The sequence below is a fragment of the Streptomyces sp. NPDC007875 genome, from assembly GCF_042868035.1.
Classification (GTDB): Bacteria; Actinomycetota; Actinomycetes; order Streptomycetales; family Streptomycetaceae; genus Streptomyces; species Streptomyces antimycoticus.
Map to the genome: position 1 here is coordinate 328939 of NZ_JBIADZ010000004.1, position 13413 is coordinate 342351.

12 protein-coding genes and 1 riboswitch are annotated in these 13413 nt (G+C 72.8%); of the genes, 7 read left to right on the plus strand and 5 right to left on the minus strand.

Going from position 1 to position 13413, the window contains the following annotated elements:
* The first annotated feature begins 51 nt into the window (after positions 1-51).
* The 4 genes from ACFYOY_RS10815 (at position 52) to ACFYOY_RS10830 (ending at position 5575) form a co-directional block, all read left to right on the plus strand.
* Positions 52-903, plus strand: a complete 852-nt coding sequence (locus ACFYOY_RS10815; RefSeq protein ID WP_351895153.1) for an ATP-binding cassette domain-containing protein — start codon at positions 52-54, stop codon at positions 901-903.
* Positions 875-2959: a YhgE/Pip domain-containing protein gene (locus tag ACFYOY_RS10820; RefSeq protein WP_351894585.1), complete on the plus strand. Its 2085-nt coding sequence runs from the start codon at positions 875-877 to the stop codon at positions 2957-2959. The genes ACFYOY_RS10815 and ACFYOY_RS10820 overlap by 29 nt, the downstream gene beginning before the upstream one ends.
* Positions 2960-2994: 35 nt before the next feature.
* Positions 2995-3615 (plus strand): TetR/AcrR family transcriptional regulator, encoded by a 621-nt coding sequence (locus tag ACFYOY_RS10825; RefSeq protein WP_093461124.1) that lies wholly within the window; start codon positions 2995-2997, stop codon positions 3613-3615.
* Between the two features lie 403 nt (positions 3616-4018).
* A complete protein-coding gene (locus tag ACFYOY_RS10830; RefSeq protein ID WP_351894582.1) occupies positions 4019-5575 on the plus strand; it encodes an NAD(P)/FAD-dependent oxidoreductase in 1557 nt (518 codons plus the stop codon).
* A 96-nt stretch (positions 5576-5671) separates the two neighbouring features.
* On the opposite strand, the gene ACFYOY_RS10835 is transcribed toward ACFYOY_RS10830, so the two are convergent.
* From ACFYOY_RS10835 to ACFYOY_RS10855, 5 genes are all read right to left on the minus strand, one after another.
* Entirely contained in the window at positions 5672-6664 is a 993-nt protein-coding gene (locus ACFYOY_RS10835; protein WP_351894579.1) for a hypothetical protein, read from the minus strand.
* Positions 6665-6710: 46 nt separating this feature from the next.
* Positions 6711-7628 (minus strand): methylenetetrahydrofolate reductase [NAD(P)H], encoded by a 918-nt coding sequence (gene metF, locus ACFYOY_RS10840; protein ID WP_351894576.1) that lies wholly within the window; start codon positions 7626-7628, stop codon positions 6711-6713.
* Between the two features lie 173 nt (positions 7629-7801).
* Positions 7802-8455 (minus strand): thiamine phosphate synthase, encoded by a 654-nt coding sequence (thiE, locus tag ACFYOY_RS10845; protein ID WP_388586086.1) that lies wholly within the window; start codon positions 8453-8455, stop codon positions 7802-7804.
* Between the two features lie 203 nt (positions 8456-8658).
* The gene (locus ACFYOY_RS10850) at positions 8659-9024 is read right to left on the minus strand and encodes an Rv2175c family DNA-binding protein (RefSeq protein ID WP_014060030.1); all 366 of its coding nucleotides are present in this window, start codon (positions 9022-9024) and stop codon (positions 8659-8661) included.
* Positions 9025-9126: 102 nt separating this feature from the next.
* On the minus strand, positions 9127-10383 hold the full coding sequence (locus ACFYOY_RS10855) for an FAD-dependent oxidoreductase (protein WP_351894560.1): 1257 nt from the start codon (positions 10381-10383) through the stop codon (positions 9127-9129).
* Between the two features lie 558 nt (positions 10384-10941).
* Positions 10942-11055, plus strand: a riboswitch (TPP riboswitch).
* Between the two features lie 81 nt (positions 11056-11136).
* Between ACFYOY_RS10855 and thiO the strand changes: the two genes are divergently transcribed.
* The 3 genes from thiO to ACFYOY_RS10870 are packed head-to-tail and all read left to right on the plus strand — an operon-like array spanning position 11137 to position 13413.
* The gene (thiO, locus tag ACFYOY_RS10860; protein WP_388586292.1) at positions 11137-12327 is read left to right on the plus strand and encodes a glycine oxidase ThiO; all 1191 of its coding nucleotides are present in this window, start codon (positions 11137-11139) and stop codon (positions 12325-12327) included.
* Positions 12324-12524 (plus strand): sulfur carrier protein ThiS, encoded by a 201-nt coding sequence (gene thiS / locus ACFYOY_RS10865; protein ID WP_014060033.1) that lies wholly within the window; start codon positions 12324-12326, stop codon positions 12522-12524. Before thiO ends, thiS begins: the two co-directional genes overlap by 4 nt.
* Before the next feature lie 7 nt (positions 12525-12531).
* On the plus strand, positions 12532-13413 hold the full coding sequence (locus ACFYOY_RS10870; protein WP_351894550.1) for a thiazole synthase: 882 nt from the start codon (positions 12532-12534) through the stop codon (positions 13411-13413).

Genomic DNA, 13413 nt, shown 5'->3' on the forward strand with positions numbered 1-13413 from the left:
GACCCATACTTGTTTTTGCACTGACCAGTCAGTTCAAAAATCAAGGAAGTGATGTGTGTGGGGGGCACCCCAGAAGCGGAGACCGGGGCGGCGGTGACGGCCGAGGGGCTCGGCGTCAGGGGGTCGCACGGCTGGGCGTTCCGCGGTGCCGACATCGCCGCCGACTCCGGTGCTCTGATCGCGATCGAGGGCCCGTCCGGCTCGGGCCGCACCTCCCTGCTGCTGACGCTCACCGGCCGGATGCGCCCCACCGAGGGACACGGCGTGATCGGGGGCTTCCGGGTTCCCCAACAGATGGCGCGCATACGCCGGATCAGCGCGCTCGCGCACGTACCGGGCGTCATCGAGCTCGATCCAGTGCTCACGGTCGCCGAGCATCTGCGGGAGCGGGCCCTGCTGCGGCGCCGGTTCGCCGACTCCCCGCGCGGGCTGCTGCGTCCGCGCCGGGAGCGGGCCGCCGCGTCCCGGGCCGGGATCGGCGCGGCCCTCACGGCCGCCGGGCTGGACCTCGACACGCTGCCCAAGGGGCCGCGTACGGCCGTACGGGACCTGGAGCGGCTGGAGGCGCTGCGGCTGTCGATCGCGCTCGCGCTCATCGCCCGGCCGCGGCTGCTGGCCGTCGACGACGCCGACATGAAGCTCTCGGACGCCGAACGCGAGCGCGCCTGGGCGCTGCTGCGGGAGATCGCGGAGGGCGGCACCACGGTCCTCGCGGTGTGCAGCCAGGCCCCGGCCGACGCGGTCGTGGTCCGGACCGCGCGGAAGAGCCCCGCCGAAAAGAGCCAGAAGGCCGACGCGGACGCCTCCGCCACTCCCGGCGCCCACGAGGCCGGACACGAGGCCGGACACGACGAGAACGAGAAGGGGGCGGCGGATGCGCTCGCCGAAACTCGCCGCGCTTGAGCTGAAGCGGTTCGGGAGGGGAAAGCTGCCCCGGGCGGCGCTGGCCGCCCTGCTCCTGCTGCCGCTGCTCTACGGTGCGCTGTACCTGTGGTCCTTCTGGGACCCGTACGGCAAGCTGGACAAGATCCCGGTCGCCCTCGTCAACTCGGACACCGGCGCCACCGTGAAGGGCGAGCGCCTCACCGCGGGCGATGACATCAGCGGCAAGCTGCTGGACAGCAAGACCTTCGACTGGCACCGCACAAGCGCTGCCGAGGCCCGTAAGGGCGTCGCGAACGGCACGTACTACCTGTCGCTGACCGTGCCCTCGGACTTCAGCCGGCAGATCGCCACCAGCTCCGGAAAGTCCCCGGAGACCGGCGCCCTCAAGGTGCGCACCAACGACGCCAACAACTACATCGTCGGCCAGATCTCCCGCTCGGTCTTCTCCGAGGTGCGCGCCGCGGCCTCCGCCAAGGCGTCCCGCGGCTTCTACGACAACATCTTCATCTCATTCGCCGATATCCACGGCGAGACCCAGAAGGCCGCCAAGAGCGCCGACAAGCTCGGTAAGGGCATCGGCAAGGCCAAGAAGGGCGCGGACGACCTCGCCAAGGGCCTGGCCAAGGCCAAGGAGGGCAGCCGCGATCTGAAGTCCGGGCTCGGCACGCTCTACCAGGGCTCCGGGACGCTCAAGACCGGCGCGGGCGGCGTCGCCGACGGCACCCAGTCGCTGTCCGACAAGGTCAACGACGTGGCGGCCAAGGTCCGCCCGTTCCTCAAGGAGCACGGCAAGGAGATCGGGGTCGTCTCCCAACTGGTCGCCGACGCCTCCCAGAAGGCGTCCGACAGCCTCGACACCCTGCCCGAGACGACCTCCACGGCGGCCACCAAGGCCCGTAAGGCGTCCGACGACCTCGCCGCCGACTACCGGACCCGCTGCGAGGGGGCGGTGCCCGCCGGCCCGGACTGTCCCGCGCTCAAGAAGTCGGTGGCGGCGGCCGACACCGCCGCCGATGTGGCCGAGGACGTCAACAAGCTGGTGCGGGACAACACCACCCAACTCGACGCCCTCGGCGGTCATCTGGACGATCTGCACGACCAGGCGCTCTGGCTCGCGCAGAACGCCCCGCACCTGGGCACCGACCTCGACACCGCCGTACGGAAGGTCAACGCCCTCAACTCCGGGGCACAGAAGGTCGCCAAGGGCGCCGGAACCCTGCACACCGGGCTGAGCACCGCCAAGACCGGCGCCTCCGACCTCGACAGCGGCGTCGGTAAGGCGCGCGGCGGCGCGGACACCCTGGGCGGCGGGATGTTCCGGCTCGTCGACGGCTCGGGCAAGCTCTCCGGCGGGCTGCACGACGGCGCCGACAAGATCCCCGACTACGGCAAGCAGGACCGGGACGCCCGGACCGAGGTGATGGCGGATCCAGTGCGGCTGGTCAACCAGGCGCTGCACAAGGCGCCCAACTACGGGACCGGTTTCGCTCCGTACTTCATCCCGCTCTCCCTGTGGGTCGGCGCGATGGTGGCCTACATGCTGATCCAGCCGATGAACAGGCGCGCGCTCGCGGTGGGTGGATCCTCCTGGCGGATCGCGTTCGCGGGCTGGCTGCCGGTCGCCGCGATCGGAGTGTTCCAGACGCTGGCCCTGATGGCGGTGTTGCACTGGGCGATCGGCCTGCAGATGGCGCGGGCCGCGGGCACCCTCGGCTTCCTGATGCTGGTCACGGCCTGTTTCGCGGCGATCGTGCAGTGGCTGAACGCCCGCTTCGGACCGGCCGGCCGGATCCTGGTGCTGGCCCTGCTGATGCTCCAGCTGACCTCGGCGGGCGGCACCTATCCGGTGCAGACCAGTCCGCGCTTCTTCAACGCCATCCATCCCTTCCTGCCCATGACGTACGTGGTGGACGGGCTGCGCCGGCTCATCACTGGCGGCGGGCTCGGCCCGGTCTGGCTGGCCTGCGGGGTGCTCCTGGGATTCAGCGTGGCGGCCCTGACGCTCACCGCGTGGTCCGCGCGGCGCAAGCAGGTGTGGTCGGTGGACCGGCTGCATCCGGAGCTGAGCCTATGAGCGGCATAACATCAACAACGGGCAGAATCGGCGCCATGGACAGCAGCAGCACGCGCCGCCAGGCCACACGCCAGAAACTCTTCGAGGCAGCGGTCACCCTCATCGCCGAACAGGGCTTCTCCTCCACCACCGTGGACGAGATCGCCGAGCGGGCCGGGGTGGCCAAGGGCACGGTCTACTACAACTTCGCCAGTAAGACCGTGCTCTTCGAGGAGCTGCTGCAGCACGGCATCGAGCTGCTGACCGCCTCGCTCCAGAGCGCCGCCGACGAGAACGCCGAGCGCGGCGGCAGCCATGTGGACGCGCTGGACGCCATGGTCCGGGCCGGGCTGGACTTCATCTCCCGCTATCCGTCGCTGACCCAGCTGTACGTGGCCGAGCTGTGGCGCACCAACCGCGCCTGGCAGTCCACCTTGATGATGGTCCGGCAGCGGGCCATAGCGGTGATCGAGGCCGAGCTGCGGGCCGGGGTGGCCGCGCACGAGTTCAGCGGGGAGATCGACATCCCGCTGACGGCGTCGGCGCTGTTCGGGATGGTACTGGTGGCCGCGCTGGACTGGCAGTCCTATCAGCCGGAGCGGTCGCTGGAGGATGTGCACGCGGCGCTGTCACGGCTGCTGCAGGGCCGCGTCGGCAGGACCGTGGCCTCCGGATAGCCGGCCGCAACCTCCCGACGGCCCGGTGTGGCGGGCTCAGCTCCCCCGGGTACGCGTAGAAGGCGACACGTAGAAGGCGCTGTTCCGACAGATCGACTCTCGTCGAGCTGACCGGAACAGCGCCTCCCCCCGTAACTCCCCCGTACTTCCCCCGTTGGAGGCTCCTGGTCCAGGAGACTCCCGGTGACTCCCACCTTTCGTCCGGGCCGCCGCGCCGTTCCGCCGCCCCGTGCCGGCGGTGCGGCGCGCGGCCCTTCCGTATGCACCACTCTCTCGTCCGAGCAGGTGGCGGCCCATCCGCGCGACTACTCATCTCCCCGGCTGAGTACGCGTACTCAGGTCTGCGCGCTCGTCCCCAGGCGCGGTGGCCCGGCTGTCGGTGGGGGCGGATAAAGTCGCGGTCATGGCACGGATTGTGGTGATCGGCTCCGGGATGGGCGCCATGGCGGCGGCCGCCCGGCTGGCCGTGGCGGGCCACCGGGTGGTGGTGTACGAGCGCGGGCGGACCCATGGCGGCGGGGTCGGCCGCTTCGCGCGGGACGGATTCCGCTTCGACACCGGCCCGGGGCTGCTGCACCTGCCCGCCGTCTACCGGGATCTGTTCGTGAAGACCGGCAAGCAGACCCTGGAGCAGAGCGTCGAGCTCATCCAGGTCGACCCGGCGAGCCGGCATCTCTTCGCCGACGGCACGGATGTCCGGCTGCCCAACGCGTCACGGGCCGGGGTGCTCCAGGCACTGGACGGCGCCTTCGGCGCGGGCGCAGGCGAGCGCTGGAGCGATCTGGTCAACCGGGCGCGCGAGGTGTGGGACGCCACCCGCAGGCCGCTCCTGGAGGAGCCGCTGCGCGCCGACTGGCGGGTCCTGGGCCGCGATCCCTATCCGGCCGCCCCCGTGCGGCGCGGGCGGCTCGGCGGCCTGTTCGGCCGGGGCGGTGCCGATGTCCCGCCCACGCTCGCCGGGGTGGCCCGCCGTGAGCTGAAGGATCCGCGCGCCACGGCCCTCCTGGAGAGCCATGCGCTGGCGCACGGCCTCGACCCGCGCTCCGCCCCCGCCGCGGCCACCGTGCTGCCCTATATCGAGCAGACGTTCGGCACCTGGTATGTGCGCGGGGGCATGCGGGCGCTGGCCGATGCCCTCCATGAGCGCTGCCGTCAGCGGAAGGTCGAGTTCCACTTCGAGGCCGAGGTCACCGGCATCGTGGAGAAGGACGGCCGCGCGGCGGGTGTGGAGCTGGCCGACGGCACCGTCGCGGAGGCCGACGCGGTGGTCTCGGGCATCGACCCCGCCCTGCTGCCCCCGCTGCTCGGCGGGCAGGCGCCCTGGCGGGAGGGGGATGTGCGGCCGGAGCCCGGCACGGACGGCGGCACACCGGGGCGGCTGACCGTCTTTCTGGCGCTGCGCGGCGCCCGGACCGAGGACACCGCACACCGCACCGTGGTCCACGCCCCGGACCGGGAGGCGGAGTTGGCCGCCGTCTTCGGCGACGGCCACGGGCTCCGCGAGCCCTGCCCCCACCCCACGGTGACCGTGCTGCGCCCGGAGGACCCCACGGTGCGCCCGGACGAGGAGCACGAGGCCGTCACCCTTACCGCCGTCGTCGCCCCGCACGGCCCGGTGGACTGGACGGACGGCGCGGCGGCGGAGCGGGACGCCCAGCGGCTGATCACGGCCGCCGAGGCCGCGATACCGGGGCTGCGGGACCGGATGCTGTGGCATGAGGTCCGCACACCCGCCGACACCGGCGCCCAGACGGGCGCCAGGGGCGGCGCCGTGCCGGCCCCGGTGCTCGCCGGGGCGGACGGCGCGTTTCTGCGGCCCGCCAATGTCACCCGGCTCCCGGGCCTGTATCTGGCGGGCGGCTGGGCCCATCCGGGCGGCGGGCTGGCCCATGCCGGGATGTCGGGCGCGCTGGTGGCCGGGCTGATCGTCGAGGGCGAGGACTGGCGCGGCTCCCAGTAGAGCGACCCCAGGAAACACCCGAGCCCGCTCCCGGGGAGCGGGCTCATCTGGCAGCGGGCTCATCTGGCAGCGGGGCTCAGCGGCGCTGCCGTCTGCTCAGTAGCGGTACTGCTCGTCGAAGCCCTGGGGGTAGCCCTGGCCCTGGGCCTGACCCTGTTGCTGCTGCTGGTACGGGTACGCCTGCTGGTCCGGCGCGGGCGCGGCGTCGCCTTCGCGCTGCTGCGGCACCCAGGGCCCGCCGGGCTGCATCACGTCGTACGCCGGATCCGGCGAGGGGTAGGAGGCGTCGGCCGCCCAGTGGTCGCCGCCGTAGGCCCCGCCGCCGTACGGATCCTGCTGGCCGTAGGCCGCGTACTGGTCGCCGTACTGCTGCTGACCGTAAGCCTGCTGGTCGTAAGCCTGCTGCTCATAGGGCTGGGCCTGGGGCTCGGGCTGGGCGCCGCCGTACGGGTCCTGGCCGTAGGCCGCGTACGCCTCGTTCCCGTAGCCGTACTGCCCGCCCTGGCCCATCTGGTCCGCGTAGACATCCTGGCCGTAGTTCTGGCCGTGCCCCTGGCTGTGATCCTGCTGTGAGCCGTAGCCGCCGTACGTCTCGTACGCGCTGTAGCCACCGGCCGCCTCGCCGCCGTAGGCGCCCGCGGCCGGGGTGAAGGCCGACGGCTCCTCGTAGACGCCGTACTCGCCGGTGTCGTCGGGCAGCGGCTGAGGCCGGTACGTGGGCGGCTCCGGCTGCGCCGCCGGGACCGCCTCCAGGTCGGACACCTCGAGGATCGGCTCCTTGTCCGCGTCGTCCGGCCGGGGGCCGCGCTCCTCGCGTCCGAGCAGCCCGGGCAGCCCGCCGCTCAGCGCCCAGCCCGCGGCGAAGCCGCGCCGGAAGGAGAGCGTCACATACGTCTGGCCTATGGCGAAGGCGATCGCCCCCACCCCGATCACCGGAACCGACGGGATCAGCACGCCGACGACCACGCCAAGAAAGCCGACGAAGGCCAGCAGCCGCCAGCGCAACCGCGCCTTGTACTGCAGGAGGACCTCCCCCAGCAGCCACAGCGCGACGACGCCGAATGCGATGTAGAGGACCGTCCAGCCCATGCCCGCCCCTCTCAATGCGGCCGCCCGTCGGCTGCCGTCATCAGGATCAGGACCGCTGATGCAGTCCCAGATTCTCGTAGATTTCCAGCGTCGCCGGGGAGTGGTTCAGGGTGATGAAGTGCAGCCCGGGGATCTCCTCGGCCATCAACCGCGCGCACACCTCTGTGGCGTAGTCGATTCCGATCGAGCGTACCGCCGCCGGGTCGTCTTTCACCGCCAGGATCCGTTCAGCCAGTTCGGGCGGGAAGGCCGCATTGCTGAGCTGCGCGAACCGCTCGATCTGCTTGACGTTCGTGACGGGCATGATCTCAGGGATGATCGGTGTCGTACAGCCCGCCGCGGCGACCCGGTCGCGCAGCCGCAGATAGTCCTCGGGGTAGAAGAACATCTGCGTGATGGCGAAGTCGGCGCCCGCGCGGCACTTGTCGATGAAATGACGGATGTCGGTGTCCCAGTCCGGCGAGCGGGGGTGCATCTCGGGGAACGCGGCCACGCCGACACAGAAGTCCCCGGACTCCTTGATCAGCCGGACCAGCTCGACGGCGTAGGTGAGGCCGTCGGGGTGCCGGATCCACTCCCCCGTGGGGTCGCCCGGCGGGTCGCCGCGCAGGGCCAGCATGTTCCGGATCCCGGCATCGGCGTACTGCCCGATGATGTTGCGCAGGTCGGCCCGGGAGTGGTTGACGGCGGTCAGATGGGCGACGGGGGTGAGCGTGGTGTCCGTCGCGATGCGCTCTGTGACGCGCACGGTGCCCTCACGGGAGGATCCGCCGGCTCCGTAGGTCACGGAGACGAAGGTGGGCGAGACGGCTTCCAGCCTGCGGATGGCGTTCCACAGCGTCTGCTCGCCCTTCGCCGTCTTGGGGGCGAAGAATTCGAAGGAATACGACTGCTCGCCCGATGCGAGCAGATCGCGCACGGTCCGGGCGCGATCGGTCCTGGTGGAAGCGGTGCCTAGGGCCATACGAGCAGGCTATCCACCCGGCTCGGCTACGCCCACCCGACCCCGGAGATTTGGGGGTTTTGCCAGCTTTCTGTCCGCAGTGCGGACAGTTCGATGCGTTCTCGACCGGCGGACGGGCCGGGCCGGATGAAAACCGGGTGAAAGTCAGGTGAAAAGCCGGGGCCGGGCTCCGGTCAGGCCGCGCGCACCCGCTTGGCCAGTTCCGCCGTCGCCGCCGCCGGGTCGTCGGCGGCCGTGATGGCCCGGACCACGACGATGCGGCGGGCGCCCGCATCCAGAACCTGATCCAGGTTGGACGCGTCGATTCCGCCGATGGCGAACCACGGCCGCTCGGTGCCGAGCGCCGCGGCGTGGCGCACCAGGGACAGCCCGGGGGCGTGGCGGCCCGGCTTGGTGGGGGTGGGCCAGCAGGGGCCGGTGCAGAAGTAGTCCACACCGGGCTGGACGGCCGCCGCGTCCACCTCCGCCTCCGCATGCGTGGAGCGCCCGATCAGCACGTCCGCGCCGAGGATCGCGCGCGCCGCGGGCACCGGCAGATCGCCCTGGCCCAGATGGAGCACATCCGCGCCGATGGCATGCGCGACATCGGCACGGTCGTTGACGGCGAGCAGCTTTCCGTGGCGGCGGCAGGCGTCCGCGAAGACCTGGAGGTGCTCCACCTCCTCGGACGCCTCCATCTCCTTGTCCCGCAGCTGGACGATGTCCACCCCCGCCGCCAGGACGGCGTCCAGGAACTCCGGCAGGTCGCCCTGGCGCTTCCGTGCGTCGGTGCACAGATAGAGGCGGGCGTCGGCCAGCTGCTCACGAGCGGTGGCGGTGGTGGACATGGTTCGGTACCCCCGGAGGGTCGGCGGCGTACGGGCCGTGCGCGGAGCCCGGCCCGTACGCCGTGTGCGACAACGTGCGACTAGGTGCGACTACGTGCGACAAGGTCGACGTAAGCGCGAGAGCGACCAGCCCTGTGCACGCCCCGTACGAGCTGTGTACGAGCCCCGTACGGAAGACGGCGGAAGGCTGGACGGAAACGGCGTCAGACGGCGAGCGCCTGCGCGCGCCGCTTCACTTCCGTACCGCGATTCTCGCCCAGGGCCCGTGCCGGGGTGCCGGGCAGGCTCGGGTCGGGAGTGAAGAGCCACTCCAGCATCTCTTCGTCACTGAAGCCGTCGTCCTTCAACAGCGTCAAGGTCCCCACGAGGCCCTTGACGACCTTTCCGTCGGCGATGAACTCCTCGGGCACCTGAAGCACCCTGTTCTCGCCACGGCGCACCGCGATCAGCTGGCCCTCCTTGACCAGCTGCCGGACGCGCGTCACCTCCACACCGAGCCGTTCGGCGACGTCGGGGAGGGTGAGCCAGGCGGGGACGAGAGCATCGATCTTTGCGTCAATCTCGGTCACGGAACAAGCCTGCCATCTGGGACTGACAGTGGGTAGCCGGGCGCCCGCCGCGCGGGCCGTCCGGCCCGCCCCACACGCCCCGCCCACCGGTCGGCCGGCCGGTCAGCAGACGGCCGACTTCAGCGGCACCGAGGGGTCCTCGGCCCGCGTCCGGTCCAGCCGGGCGCCGCGCTCGATCAGCTTGCGCCCCTGGGCCAGATCGCGCGGACGGCCGACGGCCAGCAGGGCGACCAGGGCGCCCTCGCGCAGCCAGCACACCGACCAGGCGGCACCGGCCGGATCGCCGCGCCAGACCAGTTCGTCGGCCTCCGAATGGTGCCCGGCGTACTGCACGAAGCGCCCGAACTGCTCGGACCAGAAGTACGGCACCGGGTCGTAGACCGCGCCGGGGAAGTGGGCGGCCGTCCGGCTCCCGACCACATTGGCGGCGACGGTGCGCGGCCCCTGCAGCGCGTTGTCCCAGTGGTGCACCAGCAGCCGCGTGCCGTAGCGGGCGGACGGGAAGGAGGCGCAGTCGCCGACCGCGTAGACGTCCGGCGCTGAGGTGCGCAGCCGGTCGTCGGCGGCGACGGAGCGGTCCTCGGCCAGCTCCACGCCCGAGCCCGCCAGCCAGTCCGTGGCCGGCCGGGCCCCGATCCCGACGACCACCGCGCCCGCCCGCAGCCGGGTGCCGTCGCCGAGCAGCAGCCCGCTCTCGTCCACGGAGGCCACCCGGGCGCCGGTCACCAGCCGGGCGCCGTAGTCTTCGTACCAGGCCGCCATGGGGGCCGCGACCTCGGCCGGGAGGGCGCCCGCCAGCGGCCGGTCCGCGGCCTCGACGACGGTCACGGCGCAGCCCGCCTCGCGCGCCGCCGTGGCGAACTCCGCACCGATCCAGCCCGCCCCCACGACCGCGATCTCGCGCTGCCGGGCGAGCACCGGGCGCAGCCGCACCGCGTCGTCCAGGGTGCGCAGCAGATGGACGCCGGGCACGCCCTCGCCGCCCGGCAGCGGGACCGGCTCGGCGCCGGTGGCGATCACCAGGACGTCATACGGAAGCTGCCCGGTCGCGGTCTCGACGAGCCGCTTGTCCGTGCGGAGCCCGGTGACCTGGACGCCGAGCCGCAGCGCGACGCCGAGCCCGGCGAAGTCCACGTCGAGCGTCGATCCCTCGGCCTTACCGAGCAGCACGGCCTTGGACAGCGGCGGCCGGTCGTAGGGCTGGTGGGTCTCCGCGCCCAGCAGGACGATCTCCCCCGTCCAGCCCTGTTCGCGCAGCGCGACGGCGGTCTGCACCCCCGCCATGCCCGCTCCGACGATCACCACCCGCTGTTCGCCGCCGCCGCTCGAGGACGGCTTCGTCGTCGTCTCATCGCTCACACGATCACTGTATTGCGGCTGGTGGGGCGGACCGCAGAGGGCGAGGGGAGATCTCGGGCACAGAGGGGAGGGGTGGGTGGGGGTGATTTCCGGCCCGCCTTGGCCCCGTGGGGGCTGGTGGGGCCCGGTGGGGGTGCGCTCGGCTCCCGGCGGGGTGCGGCTCGGCTCCCGGCGGGGTGCGGCTCGGCCCTCGCCCTGAGTCCTGCTCGGCCCCGCGCTGGGCCTGCTCGGCTGCCGCTGGGGCTTCGAGCGAGACCTGGGGTGGCGGTCGGACAGCGGATGCGGGCCTGTGGGCGCCTACGGCGGGTGGTCCCCCACCCCGCCCCTTCCCGGAACGAAGGAGCTCCGCCCCCTCGACCCCCGCCGGGGCTCCGCCCCGGACCCCGCTCCTCAAACGCCGGAGGGGCTGGAGTTGCCGGAAGCGCCGGGAGCTGAGTTGAGGCGTCGGAGGGGCTGGGGTGGGGTGCCGGTGGGGTTCGGGGGAACGCGGTGCGGGCTTGTTGTGTGGGGGGTGACCGGTCTTTCGGGGGGTTCGGGGCTCGTACTAGGGTGGCGGGGCAGAGCACTCGCGGGAGCCCGGACGTACCGGGCTGAGAGGGAGGCTGAAACGGCCTCCGACCGTACGAACCTGATCCGGGTCATGCCGGCGAAGGGAGGGGCAGCGTGTCCACGCACGCACCAGGTCACGACGATGGACCACACACCTCAGGGCTTGGCGGTGAGCCGCCCGACGGGCGCTACGACGCCCTCGTCATCGGCGGCGGCATCATCGGCCTGGTCACGGCCTGGCGGGCGGCCCAGCGGGGGCTGCGCACCGCCCTCGCCGACCCGGCACCCGGCGGCGGAGCCGCCTGGGTGGCGGCGGGGATGCTGGCTGCCGTCACCGAGCTTCATTACGGCGAGCAGACCCTGCTCGGCCTCAACTTGGCCTCCGCGCGCCGCTATCCGGACTTCGTGGCCGAGCTGGAGGAGGCGAGCGGACAGGACGTGGGACACCGTGCGTGCGGCACGCTCGCCGTGGCGTTCGACGCCGACGACCGCGCCCATCTGCGCGAGCTCCACACGTTCCAGCAGGGGCTCGGGCTGGAGTCCGAATGGCTGACGGGGCGTGAATGCCGCCGCCTGGAACCGATGCTCGCGCCGGGCGTCCACGGCGGGCTGCGCGTCTCCGGCGACAACCAGGTCGACCCGCGGCGGCTGACGGCGGCGCTGCTCACCGCGTGCGAGCGGGCCGGGGTCGCCTTCCACCGCGCCCGCGCGGAGCGGCTGCTGCTGGACGGCGACCGCGCCACCGGGATCGAGCTGACCGGGGGCACGCACCTGGCCGCCGAGCGGACCGTCCTGGCCGCCGGCAGCCTCAGCGGACGGCTCGCGGGCGTCCCCGACGGCGTCCTGCCGCCCGTACGACCCGTCAAGGGGCAGGTGCTGCGGCTGTCGGTGCCCGAGCGGTACGCGCCGTTCCTCTCCCGGACCGTACGGGCCGTGGTGCGCGGCGGGCCGGTCTACCTGGTACCGCGCGAGAACGGCGAGCTGGTCATCGGCGCCACCAGCGAGGAGCTGGGCTGGGACACCACGGTCACCGCGGGCGGGGTGTACGAACTGCTGCGGGACGCCCATGAGGTGGTGCCCGGCATCACCGAACTGCCGCTGGTGGAGACCTGCGCCGGGCTGCGCCCCGGCTCCCCCGACAACGCCCCGATGCTCGGCCCGACCGCGCTGCCGGGGCTGCTGCTGGCCACCGGCCACCACCGCAACGGCGTCCTGCTCACCCCGATCACCGGCGATGTCATGGCCGAGGCACTGACGAGCGGAGAACTCCCGCCGGAGGCCCGGCCGTTCACCCCACGGCGCTTCGCGGCCCCCTCGGACGGCGGGGCAGCCCCGACCGTCCCCGCCGCCGCCCCCGCAGCCGCGCCCACCCCAGCACAGGAGCAGCACCCATGACCGTCTCCGTCAACGGCGAGCCCCGCGAGGTCCCGGACGGGACCACCCTCGACCGGCTTGTCGCGACCCTCACCCAGGCGCCCTCCGGCGTCGCCGCCGCCGTCAACGAGACGGTCGTCCCACGCACCCAATGGCCCGCGACCCCGCTCGGCGACGGTGATCGCGTCGAGGTCCTCACCGCGGTCCAAGGAGGCTGATCCACCCATGGCTCCCACCCCGACCACCACGACCACCACGCCCGTCACCACCGCCGCGAACACCCCGAACGCCCCGGGCCGGGAGCCCCTCGCCGCCCCCGACCCGCTCACCATCGCCGGGACCGACTTCGGCTCCCGTCTGATCATGGGCACCGGCGGCGCTCCCAGCCTGGACATCCTGGAGCGCTCGCTGCTGGCCTCCGGCACCGAGTTGACGACCGTCGCGATGCGGCGGCTCGACCCCACGGTGCAGGGGTCGGTGCTCTCCGTTCTGAACCGGCACGGAATCCGCCCGCTCCCCAACACCGCCGGGTGTTTCACCGCCGGCGAGGCCGTGCTCACCGCCCGCCTCGCCCGGGAGGCCCTGGGCACGGACTGGGTCAAGCTGGAGGTGGTCGCCGACGAGCGCACCCTGCTCCCCGATCCGATCGAACTGCTGGACGCCGCCGAGACGCTGGTCGACGACGGGTTCACGGTCCTCCCGTACACCAACGACGACCCGATCCTGGCCCGGAAGCTGGAGGACGTCGGCTGCGCCGCGATCATGCCGCTCGGCTCCCCGATCGGCTCCGGTCTCGGCATCCGCAATCCGCACAACTTCCAGCTGATCACCGAGCGCGCCACCGTGCCGGTGATCCTGGACGCGGGCGCGGGCACGGCGTCGGACGCCGCGCTGGCCATGGAACTGGGGTGCGCGGCGGTGATGCTCGCCTCGGCCGTCACCAGGGCCCAGGAGCCGGAGCTGATGGCGCGGGCGATGCGGCACGCGGTGGAGGCGGGCCGGCTGGCCCACCGGGCGGGCCGGATCCCGCGCCGCCACTTCGCCGAGGCGTCGAGCCCGGCCGAGGGCCTGGCGGCCCTGGACCCCGAGCGCCCGGCGTTCGGCTAG